Raw genomic sequence first — 17334 nt, forward strand, 5'->3', positions numbered from 1 at the left:
GGCCAATTCTTGACTCGATCCGGACCCGAGCCTATCTCGGTCAGGCTAGCACTCATCTATGGCGAGTGCTAACACAAATCCACCGGGTCGGTTCCCGATCCGGGACATGTCATTTGATCGAGGGATTAGACAATGGCAAGCACCAACTTCCGTCCGCTCCACGACCGCGTCGTCGTACGTCGCGTCGAGTCCGAGGAAAAGACCAAGGGCGGCATCATCATTCCGGATACTGCCAAGGAAAAGCCGCAGGAAGGCGAAATCGTCGCCGTCGGTTCGGGCGCCCGTGACGAAAGCGGCAAGATCGTCGCTCTTGACGTTAAGGTCGGCGACCGCGTCCTGTTCGGCAAGTGGTCGGGCACCGAAGTCAAGCTCAACGGCGAAGACCTTCTGATCATGAAGGAAGCCGACATCATGGGCATCATCGGCTGATCGCCGGTTCCCCACGAACGTTTCTGTAAATTCAAGCCGGGACCACCGGCATTTCGAAACCAGGAGTTTTGAAAATGGCAGCCAAAGAAATCAAGTTCGGCCGCACCGCGCGCGAAAAGATGCTGCGTGGCGTCGACATTCTCGCTGACGCAGTGAAGGTCACGCTCGGCCCGAAGGGTCGCAACGTCATCATCGACAAGTCGTTCGGCGCTCCGCGCATCACCAAGGACGGCGTTTCCGTTGCCAAGGAAATCGAACTGGAAGACAAGTTCGAGAACATGGGCGCCCAGATGGTCCGCGAAGTCGCTTCGAAGACCAACGACATCGCCGGTGACGGCACCACCACCGCAACCGTTCTGGCCCAGGCCATCGTCCGCGAAGGCGCCAAGGCCGTTGCTGCCGGCATGAACCCGATGGACCTGAAGCGCGGCATCGACCTCGCAGTCAAGGAAGTCGTCAAGGACCTCCAGGCCAAGGCCAAGAAGATCAACACTTCGGAAGAAGTTGCACAGGTCGGCACGATCTCGGCAAACGGCGAAAAGCAGATCGGTCTCGATATCGCTGAAGCCATGCAGAAGGTCGGCAACGAAGGCGTCATCACGGTTGAAGAAGCCAAGACCGCCGAAACCGAACTCGAAGTCGTCGAAGGCATGCAGTTCGACCGAGGCTACCTGTCGCCCTACTTCGTCACCAACCCGGAAAAGATGGTCGCCGACCTGGAAGACGCCTACGTTCTCCTGCACGAGAAGAAGCTGTCGAACCTGCAGGCGATGCTCCCGGTTCTCGAAGCCGTCGTCCAGACCGGCAAGCCGCTCGTCATCATCGCTGAAGACGTCGAAGGCGAAGCTCTTGCAACGCTCGTCGTCAACAAGCTGCGTGGCGGCCTGAAGATCGCTGCCGTCAAGGCTCCTGGCTTCGGCGACCGCCGCAAGGCCATGCTCGAAGACATCGCCATCCTCACGGGCGGCACGGTGATCTCCGAAGACCTCGGCATCAAGCTCGAAAACGTCACGCTCGAAATGCTCGGCCGTGCGAAGAAAGTCTCGATCTCCAAGGAAAACACCACGATCGTCGACGGTGCCGGCCAGAAGGCTGAAATCGAAGGCCGCGTCGCTCAGATCAAGGCCCAGATCGAAGAAACCACTTCGGACTACGACCGCGAGAAGCTGCAGGAACGCCTTGCAAAGCTCGCCGGCGGCGTTGCCGTGATCCGCGTCGGCGGTTCGACGGAAATCGAAGTGAAGGAAAAGAAGGACCGCATCGACGACGCGCTCAACGCGACCCGCGCTGCCGTTCAGGAAGGCATCGTACCGGGCGGCGGCGTCGCTCTGCTGCGCGCCTCCGCCCAGCTCAAGGTCAAGGGCGAGAACGCCGACCAGGAAGCCGGTGTCAACATCGTTCGCCGCGCCCTGCAGGCTCCGGCCCGTCAGATCGCCGAGAACGCTGGTGACGAAGCTTCGATCGTCGTCGGCAAGATCCTCGACGAAAAGAGCGACAACTTCGGCTACAACGCCCAGACCGGCGAGTTCGGCGACATGATCGCCATGGGCATCGTCGACCCGGTCAAGGTCGTCCGCACCGCTCTGCAGGACGCAGCTTCGGTTGCCGGCCTGCTCGTCACCACCGAAGCCATGATCGCCGAGCTCCCGAAGAAGGAAGCTGCCGGCGGCATGCCGGGCGGCATGGGCGGCATGGGCATGGACGGAATGATGTAATTAGACGAAAGTCTAATGACATACAGGAGGGCGGTCTTCGGGCCGCCCTTTTTGTTGACGTTTGTCAGTCATGAACCGAATTAACTTGCGGATACTGGACTATTTTAGTTTCCAGTTGTTGCCGATTGCAAAATTAGCAGTATAGACGCACCTGAAGCGAGCGATAGACTGGCGAGGGAGGCAATCGGCACAATGACACGGAGCCATGGCACGTTAACCGTGCAACCAAACTGCCCGTTGAAATCATAGAACGACCAATCATAGTGGAATTGCCGGCCGGATCGTGGTCCACCGGCGCCAACCGTTCACAGGCCTCTTTCCGAGAACCGGAAGGGTGTCGCGGAGTATATTTCAATCGGCTGAAGCCCGTACCTTCACCGAGACAATCAGTTTGCTTGCGCCGCAGCTAACAGGCGGCATCGTGGTCGAGCCGGGCCTGCCGGCTGGGGTTAGATGTGTTCAAGATTGCCAAGTCCGCCTTCGTCTCGCCATTCGTGCCCGGCTCCGTGTCTTTCGATGCCTCGGACAATGAGCTCCTGACACAATACTGTATCACCGAGCGCTGGACGGGCGACCTGTCGAATGGCCTCTTTCGCCTGGGTGACAAAGCCGCGCGCATGCACGGGCTGGATCAACGCAATTGCGGCCTTCTCAACCTCGTGCGCCGCTATGAGCCGCAGGATCGCAACCGCGTTCTCGAACTGTTCGAGCAAGCGGCGACGGCATCCTCGAGCTTCTGTTTTTCGACGACGATCAACACGACGGGCGCGCCACGCCAGCCGGTCTTCTGCATCGGCGAATCGACTGGCCTCGAGCAGCGTTATGCGGGCACGATCATCGGCGTCTTCTTTTTTCCCCGCTTCCAGCTCGATCGCACCGGCCACTGCTTCATGTCGCAGTGATAGAAGACAGCCTGACAACCCGTGGCTGGCGACCGCAGGGTCGCCGCGGTCTCAGGCGGCCCTCGTTTCACTCGTGCCGGTCATCGGCTGCGGCCGACCGAGATAGTATCCCTGCGCTTCCGCGCATCCTTCGGAGCGGAGGATATCGAGTTGGTCCCTGGTCTCGACGCCTTCGGCGAGCACAGGCACCTCCAAGGTCTGCCCGAGCGCCACGATCGCGCGGAGGATCGCCTTTGCCTGCGGGCTTTCCTCCACCTCGTTCATGAAGCTGCGGTCCAACTTGATCTTGTCGAACGGAAACGAACGGAGCGTTTCCAGGGACGAATAGCCGGTTCCGAAATCGTCGATCGCGATGGTGACGCCGAGCGCCTTGATCTGGCGCAGCGTGTGGAGGGCGCGCTGCTTGTCGCCGATGATGGTCGATTCCGTGATTTCCAGCTCGAGCCGCTCAGGTGAAAGACCCGTCTCGATCAGAACGCGATGCACCAGAGCTGCCACGTCGGCATGGCCGAGCTGAACGGGGGAAAGGTTGACGGCGATCTTGTGCGGCTTCTCCCAGCTCGCGGCCTCCTTGCAAGCCTCGCGTAGCACCCACTCGCCAAGCGGGATGATCGCTCCACACTCTTCGGCAATTGGAATGAAATCCGATGGCGCAATCGTGCCTCTCTCGGCGTTGTGCCAGCGCAGCAGCACTTCATAACCGGTGATGGATCCGGAATCGACCGCCTTCTGGACCTGATAGTGCAGTTGAAGCTCGTTGCGCTCGATCGCAAGCCAGAGATCCTTGGCGATAAGGCGGCGGCTTCGCGCGGCCTCGTCCATGGAGACCTCATAGAAACAAACTGTCTCCATCAGCGCGTCCTTGGCCCGGTACATGGCCAGGTCTGCGTTGTTGAGAAGCGCTTCAAGGTCGCTGGCGTCCTGCGGATAAATGGCAACGCCGAGGCTCGCGGCCGGCTTGATTTCGTACCCGTCGATAACGATGTCCTCCTGGAAGCAAACCTCCAGGCGCGCAATGAAATCGTTGAGATCGGCAATGTCGTCGAAGCGTTTGGAGGCGGCGAACTCGTCACCACCGAAGCGGGCGATCTTTTCGTCGGGCTCGAGGCAGGCCTGCATGCGCTGCGACAGCGTGATCAGCACCTGATCGCCTGCGGAATGGCCGCGAGTGTCGTTGATTTCCTTGAACTTGTCGAGGTCGATGCCGATTGCGGCGACCTTGCCGGAGTAGCGGTCGGCGTGGTCGACGGCAGCGGCGAGACTGTCGTTGAAATTCGCGCGGTTCGGCAGCCCCGTCAGGCCGTCATGCCGCGCCATGAAAGCGATCTGTTCCTCGTTGCGCAAGCGCTCTGAAATGTCCTCATAGGTCACCACCCAGCCACCATCGGGAAGGACCCGGTATCGGATCTGGACGGACACGCCATTCGTAAGCTTCTCCACGACCGCGCCGCTCTGCTGGATGATTGCACGATGCCGCGCATAGAGTTCCGAGGCCTTCGGCAGCCAGATTTCCGGCATCCGATAGCTGTCCGCCAGCGCACGGTCGATCAGTTCCCGGAAGGTGAGACCGGCTCTTACGCGCTTGCCGGGAAAATCGAACAGCTCGGCGAAACGCTTGTTGGAGAACACGAGCCGCTCGTCGCGATCGTACAGGCACAGGCCCTGTGACATGTTTTCCAAAGCCAGGTCGAGGTTCTTGCTGACCTCGGCGATGCGGTCGGCATCCGCCTTTTCCTTGGTGACGTCCTTGGTGATCTTGGCGTAGCCGATCAGCGTGCCGTCATTGTCGTGGATCGCATCGATGACGATATGTGCCCAGAAATGGGTTCCATCCTTTCGATAACGGCGTCCCTCGGCTTCGTGCTTGCCTTCCGCGCGAGCGATCCTCAGCGCCTCTTCCGGAAGGCCTACCTCGCGATCGGCCTCGTTATAAAACAGCGAAAAATGCTGGCCGACGATTTCGTGGGCCTTGTATCCCTTGTTGCGTTCCGCCCCCGCGTTCCAGTTGGTGACGACGCCCTTCGGATCGAGCATGTAGATCGCATAGTCGGAAACGCCCTGAACCAGCAGCGCGAACTGGCGCAGACCATCGTTGAGCGCCGTCTCGGTCTGTCGTGCGAAGATCGCAGCCGTCAGGCCGGTGAAAAGCAAGGAGAATGCAACGACCGCGATCAAAGGCGCCATCAGTGCAGGAGACAGCACCGCGCTGTCGTTGACATGCATCGGCCCGGGCATCACGGTGACGGCCGCCATCGCGACGAAATGCAGCGACACGACCCCAAGCGCCATGAAGCAGGTCGCGCCAAGGCGCGATGCCGTCGCCCCTCCGCGGCGCATGCAGAGCACCAGGGACAACCCGCAGAACAAAGCGCCGCCGGCAAGAGATGCGGCAACCAGCGCGTGGTCCCAGACGATCTCTCCGGGCAGTTCGAGCGCAGACATGCCGAGATAGTGCATGCTGGCGACGCCGGCAGCAACGATGAGCCCGCCGGAGGCTGCGGCGACCGGGCCGGCGACATAGGTCGCAACAGCGGCGCCGATCGTCGTCACGGCGATGGCGACGATCAGCGAGGCGAGCGTCAGCTCCAGACCGTAGCCGATGACGACGCCGGGATCGTAGGCGAGCATGGCGATGAAGTGCGTTGCCCAGATGCCGAACCCGCTCGCGACACCCGCCGCGCCGAGCCACAGCAGCCGTGCCTTTGCCGAGGCCGATCTCGCCCGCTGGATCAGCGACACCGCGACATAGCAGGACAAGAAGCAAATCAAGGCAGCGAGTAGAACCAACCGCAGATCGTGCTCTACGGTGAGGCAGGTGAGGATGCGGAGCATGACAAATCCGGTAGAATGGGCACGGAGCCGCACTCAGCCGCAGAATGCTGAAGATTGGATGAACCCGGCCGTGAAGGGCGGATCTGTGCAGCCCTATGCGGCGTGATGCTTAACGAACGCAAAACGGCACACGCCCGGCCAGGACTGCTTTGTCTTCAGATGCAAGTAGCCCGCCGGCCGATTAAAGTGTCAGCGTCTTCAGATCCAAGGCGGGATCTTCGAGCTGCGTCCGATCCGGGCTGCGTCCGAGTTCCAGCAGCTTCTTGCCGACCACATAGGCCTTGGCGTCGTTGACCGCATCGACGGCGATGAACCGGCCTTCGCGGAAATACCAGACGGACACGCTGCCCTCGCGCTGGCCCGGCCGGACGAGCGTGTCGTCATAGCCCATGCAGAAGCCGGCAATCTGCAGCTTCACGTCATACTGATCCGACCAGAACCAGGGCTTTGGCACGTAGGGTTCATCGCCGCCGGCGATGACAGCGGCGGCGGCCTCGGCCTGATCGACAGCGTTCTGCACGGATTCCAACCGTACCATCCTGCCCTCGAAGGGTAGGACTGCGCAGTCGCCCATCGCGAAGATCGCCGGGTCGGAGGTGCGGGCAAACGCGTCGACGACAATGCCGTTCGAGACCTCCAGGCCGGCGTCGCGCGCCAGCCGATCATTCGGCGCGATGCCGATCCCGACGATGACGACGTCGGCGGGAAGAACCGTCCCATCCGAAAGCTCTGCCCCGGTGACGCGGCCGTCCTCGCCAAGGAGCCGGGCAAGCCCGGTCTTCTCGCGGACATCGACGCCGCGAGCGATGTGGATTGCCTTGAGGATCGTCGCGGTCGCCGGCGAGGCGACGCGCTGGAGGATGCGGTCGGCCATCTCGATGACGGTGACGTCGAGCCCCCGGCCCCGGGCGACCGCGGCCGCCTCCAGCCCGATATAGCCGCCGCCGACGACCAGCGCCTTGCGCCCCTCGGTCATCTCAAGCCCGAGCCGGTCGGCATCGAGAAAATCACGCACCGTGTAGACGCCCTTCAGGTCGCCGCCGATCTCAGCAGGAAGACGGCGGGGGGTCGCACCCGTCGCAAGGGCCAGGTACTCGTAATCGAGCCTGGCTCCGTCGGAAAGCGTGACAGTTTTTGCGGCCCGGTCGATCGAGACCGCTTCGGTCGAAAGCCTGATCTCAACATCGTTTTCAGGGTACCAGGCTTCGGGGCGGAACTGCAGGCGACTGAGGTCGGCCTCGCCGAGGAGGTATTTCTTGGAAAGCGGCGGGCGCTGGTAAGGCAGGCTTGCTTCGGCGCCGACGATCGTGATCGGGCGCATGTCCTTCAGCGCGCGCAGTTTTGCGACCAAGGCAAACGCGGCCTGACCGCCGCCCACGACTACCAATCTTCCGGTCACGATGCTGTTCCTGCGTCCTTGCGTTTCGTCAGAGGTAGCGCGCAGAGACCGGCGGCGTCAACGCGTGGCCGCGCCGCCCGATCGCGCCTTTGCGTCACTCTTTGGTGGGGATGTCGATGCCCCTGCCCGACGCCGGACGGGCAAGGCAGCGCTCCAACCAGTCCATCACGGCGGGAAAATCGTCGTAGCCGATCACGTTTCGGCCGCCGTAGAACACATCCGCGCCGCGCACCCACGGGAACAGCGCGATGTCGGCGATCGTGTAGGTGTCACCCATGATCCACTGCCGGTTCTTCAGCCGGCCTTCCATGACGCCGAGCAGGCGCTTGGCCTCATCGCGATAGCGCTCCATCGGATAGGAATTGTTGGCGACCTTTTCGGCGGCATATTTGTAGAAATGACCGAACTGGCCGAACATCGGTCCGACGCCGCCCATCTGGAACATCACCCAGCACAGCGTCTCATAGCGGCCCGCCGCGTCGGCGGGGATCAGCTTGCCGGTCTTTTCGGCGAGGTAGTAGAGGATCGCTCCGGACTCGAAGAGACCGATCGGCTTGCCGTCGGGGCCGTTCGGATCGATCAGCGCAGGAATGCGGCCGTTCGGATTGAGGGATTCGAACTCCGGAGATTTCTGCTCGTTGGCGCCGAAATCGACGCGATGTGCCTCATAGGGCAGGCCAAGCTCCTCCAGCGCAATCGAAATCTTCACGCCGTTCGGTGTCGGCAGCGAATAGAGCTGGATGATGTCGGGGTTCTTTGCAGGCCACTTCTTGGTGATCGGGAAGGCGGAAAGATCGGCCACGGACAACTCCTCGTTTTAGTCGGAGCACCCTACATAGAATGGCAGCCTTGCCGCCACCAGCCCCTTCCGATCAAAGGGCCGTGCGGACCGCCTGGATAATCTCCGCCACCGCCGGATTTGTCTCATGCTCCTGCTTGCGGGCGCGCACGAGGCATGCCTCGGACTTCAGGATCACGCCGTCGGACAGGATTTTCAGGTGGTTGGCCGTGAGCGTCGAGCCGGTCGAGGTGATGTCAACGATAATGTCGGCCGAGCCGGAGGCCGGCGCGCCTTCAGTGGCGCCGAGGCTCTCAACGATACGATAGAGCTGGATGCCGTGGTTGCCGGAAAAGAACTGCTGCGTCAGCCGCCAGTATTTTGTCGCGATCGTCAGACGGCGGCCATGACGGGCGCGGAAATCGGCGGCGACGTCGCCGAGATCGGCCATGGTGTCGACGTCGAGCCAGATTTCCGGCACTGCGACGACGACGTCCGCATGGCCGAAGCCGAGGCGGGCACAGAACTCGACGCGGGCGTCGGCCTCAGCCAGCCCCTCGCGCACCAGATCCTCGCCGGTGACGCCGAAATCGATCGAGCCGTTGCCGATCTCGCGGGAGATTTCCGAGGCCGAGAGGAAGGCGATCTCGATGTCGTCTCGGCCCTCGACGCGCCCGCGATACGAGCGGTCGTTGCCGACCGAGGCGATCGTGAAGCCCGCCCTGGAAAAGATCTCCGAGGCGTCCTCCTTCATGCGGCCCTTCGAAGGCAGCGCGATTGTGATGGTCATGCGGAGACACCTTCCGAAATCGCCTGTTCGATGCGGTCGAGCCAAAGCGAAAAGCCGACGGCCGGGATGCGCGTCGTCGCCCCGAGCAGCGTCATCAGCCGGTCGAAGCGGCCGCCGCCGGCCAGCACCGCAGGATTGCCGTTCGCGGTGATCTCGAAGACGAGGCCGGTGTAGTAGTCGAGCGGACGGCCGAACGCGCTTCGGTAGGTGATCGAAGCGGGATCGACGCCCGCCTCCACCAGCGCCTTTGCACGGGCGTCAAAACGCGACAACGCCTCGTCGATGGCAAGGCCGGCCGTACGGGCAAAATCGAAAAGCGCCTTGGGCGCGTCCGCAAACGGTGTTTCGATGGCGAGAAATGCACGCAGGGTGTCCAGCGTGCCGGCGTCGAGACGGGTACTTGCCAGCGTCATCTTCTCGCGAAGCCGCCGGGCAATATCAACCGGGCTGCGGCTGGCGTTGGTCGAGTAGCCGGTCGCCTGCATCGTCTCGTCGAGGTGGCGGGCGAGCGTCGCCTCCTCCTCAAGCAGACCAAGGCTCGCCAGACGTTCCACCTCCGGGCCGAACACCCCCTTGGCGGCGGGCTGTGACAGCTCCGCCAAGAGCTTGCGCAACCGATCCTGATTGCCGAAGGCATGGATCAGGCGCTTCTGCCAGCCCGACGGCAGCCCGCACGCGGCCACGACCGCCTCGAAGACGCTCTGGTCGCCAAGCACGACATTGAACCTGCGCCCAGGCAGCCGGTTGCCGAGCACGATCAGCGCGTCATGGACGGCACGCGCGTCAGCGCGGGCGACGTCGCCCTCGCCGAGATCCTCGATGCCGGCCTGATAAAACTCATTCGCACCCTCGCGCCGCTGGCGGAACACCTCGCCAAGATAGGCGTAGCGTCTCGGCGTCCCGGTTGCGGTCTCGATATGACGCAGGCAGACGGGGATCGTGAATTCCGGTCGCAGGCAAAGGCTCTGCCCGGTCTCGCTCTCGGTCATGAAGATGCGCCGGCGCAGATCCTCACCGGCCATGTCGAGGAACGGTTCGGCCGGCTGGATCACCGGCGTGTCGACGCGCTCCGTGCCAAGGCTTGCGAATTCGGCGAGCATGTCGGGGGCGAAGGCAGGAAGATTGATCAGCGGCATGGCACGCCTTCCCTCAGCCCCTGCCCGCCCGGCTCCGATCGTCGGCCTGATGGGCCAGGATCTCGCGCACGCGCTGGATCATGTCTTCTTCCGAAACCACGACCTGCGCCACGCGCGCCTCGCGCCAGGTGACGTTGTCCTCGATATCGCCGGCAAGCCGCTTGCCTTCAATCAGGTCCTTGATCTGCACAACGCCGAGCGCGCGCTCGTCACCGCCCTGGATGATGGCGATCGGGCAGCCGCGGCGGTCGGCATATTTCAGCTGGTTGCCGAACTTCTTCCAGTTGCCCTGGTACATCTCGGCGCGGACGCCGGCAGCCCGCAGCGCCTGGGTGAAGCGCTGATAGCGGCCCATGCTCTCGGTGTCGCCATCCATGACGGTGACGAGCACCGGCGCTACCACCTCGTCCGCGCCTAGCTTGCCAAGGTTCTTCAGCGCCGTCATCAGGCGCGAGACGCCGATCGAGAAGCCCGTCGCCGGCACCGGCTGGCCCATGAAGCGCGAGACGAGCCCGTCGTAGCGGCCGCCGCCGCCGACCGAGCCGAACACAACCTTCTCGCCCTTCTCGTTGGTGACCGCGAATTGCAGTTCCGCCTCGAAGACGGGGCCGGTGTAGTACTCAAGGCCGCGCACGACCGAGGGATCGATCTTGATGCGGTCAGGCTCGTAGCCGGCGGACGTCACCAGGTGGCCGATCTGATTGAGTTCTTCGACCCCTTCCGGTCCCTTAGCGGTTCCAGCGACGATTGCAGCCAGATCGTCCGCACTCTCGGCATAGTCCTTGATGCCGACGAAGAAGAGAACCTTCTCGATCTGCTCGGCACCGAGCCCGGCACCCTTGGTGAAATCGCCGCTCTCGTCCTTGCGCCCCTCGCCGAGCAGCAGGCGCACGCCCTCGGGGCCAAACTTGTCGAGCTTGTCGATGGCGCGCAGCACGGTCAGGCGGGCATTGGCTTTGTCGTCGCCGCCGAGGCCGATCGCTTCCATCACCCCATCGAGAACCTTGCGGTTGTTGACACGGATGACGTAGTCGCCGCGCTTGATGCCGAGCGCCTCCATCGTGTCGGCCATCATCATGCACATCTCGGCGTCGGCCTGGACGCCAGCGGTGCCGACGGTGTCGGCATCGAACTGCATGAACTGGCGGAAACGCCCCGGTCCCGGCTTCTCGTTGCGGAAAACGTAGCCGGCGCGGTAGGTGCGATAGGGCAGCTGGATCTCGTTGAAATTCTCCGCCACATGGCGGGCGAGCGGCGCGGTCAGGTCATAACGCAGCGACATCCACTGGTCGTCATCGTCCTGCAGCGAGAACACGCCCTCGTTCGGGCGGTCGCTGTCGGGCAAAAACTTGCCGAGCGCATCGGTGTACTCGAACAGAGGCGTCTCGACCGGGTCGAAGCCGTAGCGCTCGTAGACCTCGCGGATCTTCGCCGTCATCTCTTCGACCGCGCGAATATCGGCGGCGGAACGGTCGACGAAGCCGCGCGGCAGGCGCGCCTTCAGTTTCTGCGGTTTCTTCTGCTTTTCGCTCATCGGGGCGCCCAAAAATGCTGATATCGCTTTTGGAGGCTTCCCTAGCGGATTGGGCCGGGTGCGGCAAGGGCGACCGCAGTTGCGGGAGCCCCAAACGGCGTGATGAAAGTGGCCGGTGGCCGCACGCGAAACCTGCAGAAGCAAAAAAGGCTGATCGGGACTTTTCACGTCCAGATTGCCGTCCTACATCAGCGACGTGAGAAGATTGTTCGTGATCCTGACCTTTGTTGCCGCCCTCCTGGCCGCTGGACGCCCGCGATGGCTGCGTCGCTGCATGCGGCCGCGGTGGCAACCGAACACGCCGATCATCGGACCGGCTCCAAGCACGAGCATCAAGGTGACCAGAAGCACCAGGCGGTCCACCCGCTGCTGTGCTCGGCCTGTTTCGCCGTTGTGGCCGAGGCGGAGCAGGTCGCGCCGCCGCTCACTCCCCACGCCCGCCCCATCGCGATTAGCGACACGCTGGCTGGCGGATACGTCCTGCCACTGGAACCGCCACCCCGAAGCCGAGCCTTCTGAAGACCTTGCCACACGGGGCGCTGCCCCGCAGACATACAATTCAGATAGGACACTTTCAAAATGAACATCAGACACTTCGCACCGGGCGTCGCCCTGGCGCTGCTTCTCGCGTCCCCCGCTGTTGCGCAGGACCACTCCACCCATCAGATGATGGACGGCAGCACCATGCAGATGGGAGAGCCGAAGGGGGACAACGGACCCTCAAGCCAAGCCTTCGCCGAGGCCAATGCCAAGATGCACGCCGGAATGGATATCGAGTTCAGCGGCAATGCCGACGTCGACTTCGCCCGCGGCATGATCGCCCACCACCAGGGCGCAATCGACATGGCCAGGATCGAGCTCGAATACGGCAAGGATCCGGCCATGCGTCAATTGGCCGAAGAGGTGATCACGGCCCAGGAAGGCGAAATCGCAATGATGAAGGCCTGGCTGGAAAAGAACGCCAAGTAACCGTTAAGCGACGAGCCCGGCGAAGCTGCCGCCGGGCTCGATCCCAGCGCGGCCGGCTATTCACCCGCGGACGTAAACTGCTTTTCGGTCGCAGCCGAAGCTTCGAGCAGCGAAGCGGCAATTGCCTTGGCCAGCGTCAGGCTGTGCTGCCGGATTTCAATGCTGCTGCCGGTCCTTGCCGAGCGGATCAGGTCGAACCCCTCGCGCAGAACGATTTCCTGGGCCTTGTTACAGGCCCAAACTTCAAGTGCATTTCCGTTTTGCGTCATGACTTCCCCGCTGGCCAAATCATTCAGCCCTGAACGGTGCACCCAGGCTGGAAACGCAAAAACTTCCCGGTTGATCTGATCGCCCCGCAACCGGAACGATACATGATTCGCCAGAAAATACACGCGAGCCGACAAACTCGGTTGAATCGACAACATTCTCCCCACAGGATTATCCGGAACTGCCATCGGCCGCGCGGTTTCCTAGCTCAAGGCAGCGACCCCGGCTGGCCTTTTCATTTCCTGGCGGAGGCGCTCGACCTCCGGTTGGCAGTAGCAACCCGGGAGATGATCGTTGACCAGCCCCATCGCCTGCATGAACGCATAGACGGTGGTCGGTCCGACGAAGGTCCAGCCGCGCTTCTTCAGATCCTTCGAGATCCGCACGGAAGTCGGCGTGCTCGGATTGGCGATCAGCGTCTCATAGTCCATGACGGCTGGCCGTTCCCCGGCCGGCGGCTCGTGGCTCCAGAAATAGCCCGCCAGCGAGCCGAATTCCGCGCGCATGTCCTGCGCCCGGCGGGCGTTATTGATGGTGGAGACGATCTTGCCGCGGTGGCGCACGATGCCCGTATCAGCAAGGCAGCGGGCGATGTCCTCATCACCGAAGGCGGCCACCCGGTCGAAGTCGAAGTCGGCGAAGGCGGCGCGGAAATTCTCGCGCTTGCGCAGGATCGTCAGCCAGGAGAGGCCGGACTGGAAGCCTTCGAGACAGATCTTCTCGAACAGTCGGACGTCATCGGTGACGGGACGCCCCCATTCGGCATCGTGATAGCGGCGGTAGTCGTCCAGGTTGCCGTGCCAGGCGCAACGCTGCCGGCCGTCCTCGCCCGTGACAATCCCCTTCTCGGTCATATTCGCTCTCCGCGTTTCTGCTTTGTTCCGCTTTACCATTCATCAACCAGATTCGGAAAGGCGGCAATAACCCTACCCGAAGGTTTCATGGTTCCGGTGCCATTTAACGAACGGGAATTTACCTTTCGCTTCCGGCCCGGTGCGACCATCGCGAACGATGCGCCAAGACGGCGCCCATTTGCGTTCGACATGCCGCCGCCCATCCGGGTGACGGCATCATCATGTCCGGCGAAAGGTTGAGAGTACGCCCGATGTTGAAAAATTCCCTTCTGCTTTCCGCAAGCCTTCTTTGCGCCATTCCGGTGGCTGAGGCGAGCGACCGCTACGCCACCCGGCCGCCGGTGGTCGTCAGCCCCGACCTGACCGCTCCCTGGGTGATGCAACTGACCGGACAGGGTATCCGGCCGGCCGTAACAACGCGCAGGACCGACACGCGCCAGTCGGCACAGCAAAAGCGGTTCGTGCATCCGAACACAGCCGGCGTGCAGCTTGCCGCGGTGAACGGCGGGCAGCCGGCCACGCGCCAGATCGATCCGATGTACCTGCCGCAGATCGTCGACTACGAAAGCACCCACAAGGCCGGTACGATCATCATCGACACCAACAATCGCTTCCTCTACCTGGTTCTCGATGGCGGCAAGGCCCGGCGCTACGGCGTCGGCGTCGGCAAGCCCGGCTTCGAATGGGCAGGCACGCACAAGGTTACGGCCAAGAGGGAATGGCCGAGCTGGACGCCGCCAAAGGAAATGATCGCGCGCGAGGCCGCCAAGGGCCACTACCTGCCCGACTTCATGGAGGGCGGCCCCGCCAACCCGCTCGGTTCACGCGCCATGTATCTCGGCTCGACACTCTACCGCATCCACGGAACCAATGCCCCCTGGACGATCGGCTACGGGGTCTCCTCCGGCTGCATCCGCATGCGGAACGAAGACGTGGTCGACCTCTACGAGCGCGTCAATGTCGGCACCAAGGTCATCGTGATCTGAGCGCATCCGCGCAAGCATCAAGGGTTGAAAGCTCGGCGGCGGCAGCAATCATGCCGCCGTTTTGCTGTGTGCCCTGCGCAACAGTCACGGCGTTACTGACACCCCATTGGCTTAACAGGTTCCTTACCATACGCTTGACCGCTTGAAATGCGACGAAACTTCGCTAGCTTCCGCGGCACTTCGGGAGCGAGAGGGAATCCACATGACGAAACTCGTGCACATGCTGCTGGCGGCGGGCGTCGCGCTCGCATCCGCCCTGCCGGCCGCATCCGCGAACGCCTTCACCGCTGGATCGGCCGGTATGCCGGATGTGGCGTCCACCGACATCGTCAGGGTGGCGCAACAAAAACCGGTCGCGCAAAAGTACCATCGACGCATGGTGCGCCTGGTGACGGACGAACCCCCGGGCACGATCATCGTCGATACCAACAACAAGTTCCTCTATCTCGTCGAAAGCAAGAACCGGGCGATCCGCTACGGCATCGGCGTCGGGCGCGAGGGATTCGGCTGGTCGGGCGTCGTCAAGGTCGGCCGCAAGGCCGAGTGGCCGGGCTGGACGCCGCCGCCGGAGATGGTCATCCGCGAGCGCAAGAAGGGCCGGATCCTGCCCCCCTACATGGAGGGCGGCATCAACAACCCGCTCGGCGCCCGCGCGCTCTATCTCTACAGCAAGGCCGGCAACGACACGGCGTTCCGCATCCATGGCACCAACGAGCCCTGGTCGATCGGCCTCAACATGTCGTCCGGCTGCATCCGCATGATGAACAAGGACGTCGAGCATCTTTACGAGCGCGCTAACCTGGGCGCAAAGGTGGTCGTCGTCGGCCCCGGCAACAAGCAGGGCAAGGTCAGCTACGACGACCGCGGCGTCGACGTGCTGCGGACGATCTTCGGCAGCTTCGGCGGCTGAGCCGGGCAGAGCCGACCAGTTTACGGCGCGCCGCCTGCCGGCTGAGCGCCGTCTTCATACGAGCGAGTGGTCCGGCGTCAGCCGACCGAACAACTCACCTTACCCCGTCTCTCGGTCGCCTCCCCTTCGCCGGCAGCAGCGAACAGTCGCATTTCGTATTCGCCAACGTAGGCGATGTCGTCATCACCCGCCTTCGTCATGATCACGATTTCCTGCGGAAGGTTGGCGCGGTCGAGCGCCACCCGTTCCAGCCCCTTCGGCGCGATCGCCGGCGGGAGGGTGAACTGGCCGCGGAAATTCAGGAGGGGCGCGCCGTTGCCGTGGCCGAATGCGCTTTCGACCTCGAGCTTCAGATTGTCGTCGTCAACAGCGTAGCCAAAGCCGCCGGTCACGTGGGCGGTGGCCGTCGAGGCCAGGCTCGCGAGAAAGACAAGACTGGGTAAACGCATGAGAAACTCCAACAAATGCCACGGGAAGGTGAGTGTCTTCGCTCCCCACGCAGGAGTGCGGAACCGAGACACACCTCCGACCGCCTATGCCAGCCCCGCCGGCTTTACCCCGCCATAGGCCCAGTCCAGCAGTTCGACCGTATGCAGGATCGGCACCTCGGTGCCCGTGGCGATCTGGGTGATGCAGCCGATGTTGCCGGTGGCGATCACGTCCGGCTTCGTCGCCTCCAGGTTCTTCACCTTGCGCGCCTTCAGCTTCTCGGAGATCTCCGGCTGCATGATGTTGTAGGTGCCGGCGGAGCCGCAGCACAGGTGTCCTTCCGCCGGATCGCGCACGATGAAGCCCGCGTTCTTCAAGAGCGTCTTCGGCAGCGTGGTGATTTTCTGGCCGTGCTGCATCGAGCAGGCGGAATGATAGGTGACAGTGACACGTTTCGTCTCCTGCTGCGGCAGGTCGAGGGTGGCGAGGTACTCCGTCACATCCTTGGCGAGCACCGAGACGCGCGCCGCCTTTTCCGCATAGGCCGGATCAAGTCTCAGCATGAAGCCGTAGTCCTTGATGGTCGTGCCGCAGCCGGACGCCGTGATGATGATCGCGTCCAACCCGCCGTGCTCGACCTCGCGCAGCCAGACGTCGACATTGCGTCTGGCCGCCTCGAGCGCCTGCTCCTCCCGGCCCATGTGATGCACGAGCGAACCGCAGCAGACCTCGCCGGCCGGCGCCACGACCTCGACGCCGAGGCGCGTCAGAAGCCGGATCGTCGCGTCGTTAATCTCTGGCTTCAGCACCGGCTGCGCGCAGCCGGACAGGATCGCGACCCGACCGCGTTTCGCTCCTGTGGCCGGATGCGTGCCGGGCCGGGCGCTCGGCGACGGCTTTGGCACATGCCGGGGCGCCAGGGCCAGCATGGCAGCGAAGGGCTCCAGCCCCTTCACCCGCTTGAAAACGCCGGCGAACGGTCGGCCGAGAGCGGCGGCGCGCAGCGCCAGCCGAAAGCGCCGCGGATAGGGCAGCACAGCCGCGAGCAGGTTGCGGGTCAGCCTATCCCAGAACGGGCGCCGATAGGTGTTTTCGATGTGCATGCGGGCGTGGTCGACCAGATGCATGTAGTCGACGCCGGAGGGGCAGGTGGTCATGCAGGAGAGACACGACAGGCAGCGGTCGATGTGGGTCACGACCTGCTCGTCGGCCGGCCGGCCGTTCTCCAGCATGTCCTTGATCAGGTAGATGCGACCGCGCGGGCTGTCGAGCTCGTTGCCGAGCGTCACGTAGGTCGGACAGGTGGCGGTGCAGAAGCCGCAATGGACGCACTTGCGCAAGATCGTCTCGGATGTCGCGACATGCGGATCGGCAAGCTGCTCGGCGGTGAAATTGGTCTGCATC

At 63.2% G+C, this 17334-nt stretch carries 17 protein-coding genes; 7 read left to right on the forward strand and 10 right to left on the reverse strand.

What is annotated here, in order from left to right; genetic code table 11:
- Positions 1-132: 132 nt before the first annotated feature.
- From groES to J2Y48_RS07590, 3 genes are all read left to right on the forward strand, one after another.
- Positions 133-429: a co-chaperone GroES gene (gene groES / locus J2Y48_RS07580; RefSeq protein ID WP_097135412.1), complete on the forward strand. Its 297-nt coding sequence runs from the start codon at positions 133-135 to the stop codon at positions 427-429.
- Between the two features lie 74 nt (positions 430-503).
- Positions 504-2144 carry a chaperonin GroEL gene (groL, locus tag J2Y48_RS07585; protein WP_310415167.1) on the forward strand — a complete coding sequence of 547 codons (1641 nt, stop codon included), beginning with the start codon at positions 504-506 and terminating at the stop codon, positions 2142-2144.
- Positions 2145-2599: 455 nt separating this feature from the next.
- Positions 2600-3046: a hypothetical protein gene (locus tag J2Y48_RS07590; protein ID WP_310415170.1), complete on the forward strand. Its 447-nt coding sequence runs from the start codon at positions 2600-2602 to the stop codon at positions 3044-3046.
- Positions 3047-3097: 51 nt separating this feature from the next.
- Here J2Y48_RS07590 and J2Y48_RS07595 read toward each other — a convergent pair whose 3' ends face one another.
- The 6 genes from J2Y48_RS07595 to hisS form a co-directional block, all read right to left on the reverse strand.
- Positions 3098-5878 (reverse strand): EAL domain-containing protein, encoded by a 2781-nt coding sequence (locus J2Y48_RS07595; RefSeq protein WP_310415173.1) that lies wholly within the window; start codon positions 5876-5878, stop codon positions 3098-3100.
- A gap of 181 nt (positions 5879-6059) precedes the next feature.
- Positions 6060-7277, reverse strand: a complete 1218-nt coding sequence (locus J2Y48_RS07600) for an FAD-dependent oxidoreductase (RefSeq protein ID WP_310415175.1) — start codon at positions 7275-7277, stop codon at positions 6060-6062.
- 94 nt (positions 7278-7371) lie between these two features.
- Complete coding sequence (locus tag J2Y48_RS07605; RefSeq protein ID WP_310415178.1) at positions 7372-8079, reverse strand: glutathione binding-like protein; 708 nt, start codon at positions 8077-8079, stop codon at positions 7372-7374.
- Positions 8080-8149: 70 nt separating this feature from the next.
- The gene (gene hisG, locus J2Y48_RS07610; protein WP_310415181.1) at positions 8150-8845 is read right to left on the reverse strand and encodes an ATP phosphoribosyltransferase; all 696 of its coding nucleotides are present in this window, start codon (positions 8843-8845) and stop codon (positions 8150-8152) included.
- Complete coding sequence (locus J2Y48_RS07615; RefSeq protein ID WP_310415184.1) at positions 8842-9981, reverse strand: ATP phosphoribosyltransferase regulatory subunit; 1140 nt, start codon at positions 9979-9981, stop codon at positions 8842-8844. Before J2Y48_RS07615 ends, hisG begins: the two co-directional genes overlap by 4 nt.
- 13 nt (positions 9982-9994) lie before the next feature.
- Positions 9995-11515 carry a histidine--tRNA ligase gene (hisS, locus tag J2Y48_RS07620; RefSeq protein WP_310415186.1) on the reverse strand — a complete coding sequence of 507 codons (1521 nt, stop codon included), beginning with the start codon at positions 11513-11515 and terminating at the stop codon, positions 9995-9997.
- Positions 11516-11614: 99 nt separating this feature from the next.
- Here hisS and J2Y48_RS07625 point away from each other — a divergent pair, with 99 nt between their 5' ends.
- Complete coding sequence (locus J2Y48_RS07625) at positions 11615-12034, forward strand: hypothetical protein (protein ID WP_310415189.1); 420 nt, start codon at positions 11615-11617, stop codon at positions 12032-12034.
- A 60-nt stretch (positions 12035-12094) separates the two neighbouring features.
- Positions 12095-12484, forward strand: coding sequence for a DUF305 domain-containing protein (locus J2Y48_RS07630; RefSeq protein WP_310415192.1), 390 nt, complete (start codon positions 12095-12097; stop codon positions 12482-12484).
- 56 nt (positions 12485-12540) lie between these two features.
- Here the strand turns inward: J2Y48_RS07630 and J2Y48_RS07635 are convergent, their stop codons facing one another.
- A complete protein-coding gene (locus J2Y48_RS07635; RefSeq protein WP_310415195.1) occupies positions 12541-12939 on the reverse strand; it encodes a hypothetical protein in 399 nt (132 codons plus the stop codon).
- Positions 12940-12954: 15 nt separating this feature from the next.
- Complete coding sequence (locus J2Y48_RS07640; RefSeq protein WP_310415200.1) at positions 12955-13605, reverse strand: DNA-3-methyladenine glycosylase I; 651 nt, start codon at positions 13603-13605, stop codon at positions 12955-12957.
- Between the two features lie 251 nt (positions 13606-13856).
- Between J2Y48_RS07640 and J2Y48_RS07645 the strand changes: the two genes are divergently transcribed.
- Both J2Y48_RS07645 and J2Y48_RS07650 read left to right on the forward strand, forming a co-directional pair.
- Positions 13857-14591: a L,D-transpeptidase gene (locus J2Y48_RS07645; protein ID WP_310415204.1), complete on the forward strand. Its 735-nt coding sequence runs from the start codon at positions 13857-13859 to the stop codon at positions 14589-14591.
- A 202-nt stretch (positions 14592-14793) separates the two neighbouring features.
- Positions 14794-15501 carry a L,D-transpeptidase gene (locus J2Y48_RS07650; RefSeq protein ID WP_310415207.1) on the forward strand — a complete coding sequence of 236 codons (708 nt, stop codon included), beginning with the start codon at positions 14794-14796 and terminating at the stop codon, positions 15499-15501.
- Positions 15502-15578: 77 nt separating this feature from the next.
- On the opposite strand, the gene J2Y48_RS07655 is transcribed toward J2Y48_RS07650, so the two are convergent.
- Positions 15579-15950 (reverse strand): hypothetical protein, encoded by a 372-nt coding sequence (locus J2Y48_RS07655; protein ID WP_310415211.1) that lies wholly within the window; start codon positions 15948-15950, stop codon positions 15579-15581.
- A gap of 84 nt (positions 15951-16034) precedes the next feature.
- Positions 16035-17333 (reverse strand): glycolate oxidase subunit GlcF, encoded by a 1299-nt coding sequence (gene glcF / locus J2Y48_RS07660; RefSeq protein WP_310415214.1) that lies wholly within the window; start codon positions 17331-17333, stop codon positions 16035-16037.
- Between the last annotated feature and the right edge of the window lies 1 nt (position 17334).

Source organism: Mycoplana sp. BE70, assembly GCF_031455855.1.
Taxonomy (GTDB): Bacteria; Pseudomonadota; Alphaproteobacteria; order Rhizobiales; family Rhizobiaceae; genus Mycoplana.

Excerpts from the sequence above, each read along its gene's own strand:
- groES (WP_097135412.1), top strand. The coding sequence starts at position 133 with ATGGCAAGCACCAACTTCCGTCCGCTCCACGACCGCGTCGTCGTACGT.
- groL (WP_310415167.1), top strand. The coding sequence starts at position 504 with ATGGCAGCCAAAGAAATCAAGTTCGGCCGCACCGCGCGCGAAAAGATG.
- J2Y48_RS07595 (WP_310415173.1), bottom strand. The coding sequence starts at position 5,878 with ATGCTCCGCATCCTCACCTGCCTCACCGTAGAGCACGATCTGCGGTTG.
- hisG (WP_310415181.1), bottom strand. The coding sequence starts at position 8,845 with ATGACCATCACAATCGCGCTGCCTTCGAAGGGCCGCATGAAGGAGGAC.
- J2Y48_RS07615 (WP_310415184.1), bottom strand. The coding sequence starts at position 9,981 with ATGCCGCTGATCAATCTTCCTGCCTTCGCCCCCGACATGCTCGCCGAA.
- hisS (WP_310415186.1), bottom strand. The coding sequence starts at position 11,515 with ATGAGCGAAAAGCAGAAGAAACCGCAGAAACTGAAGGCGCGCCTGCCG.
- J2Y48_RS07630 (WP_310415192.1), top strand. The coding sequence starts at position 12,095 with ATGAACATCAGACACTTCGCACCGGGCGTCGCCCTGGCGCTGCTTCTC.
- J2Y48_RS07635 (WP_310415195.1), bottom strand. The coding sequence starts at position 12,939 with ATGGCAGTTCCGGATAATCCTGTGGGGAGAATGTTGTCGATTCAACCG.
- J2Y48_RS07640 (WP_310415200.1), bottom strand. The coding sequence starts at position 13,605 with ATGACCGAGAAGGGGATTGTCACGGGCGAGGACGGCCGGCAGCGTTGC.
- J2Y48_RS07645 (WP_310415204.1), top strand. The coding sequence starts at position 13,857 with ATGTTGAAAAATTCCCTTCTGCTTTCCGCAAGCCTTCTTTGCGCCATT.
- J2Y48_RS07650 (WP_310415207.1), top strand. The coding sequence starts at position 14,794 with ATGACGAAACTCGTGCACATGCTGCTGGCGGCGGGCGTCGCGCTCGCA.
- J2Y48_RS07655 (WP_310415211.1), bottom strand. The coding sequence starts at position 15,950 with ATGCGTTTACCCAGTCTTGTCTTTCTCGCGAGCCTGGCCTCGACGGCC.
- glcF (WP_310415214.1), bottom strand. The coding sequence starts at position 17,333 with ATGCAGACCAATTTCACCGCCGAGCAGCTTGCCGATCCGCATGTCGCG.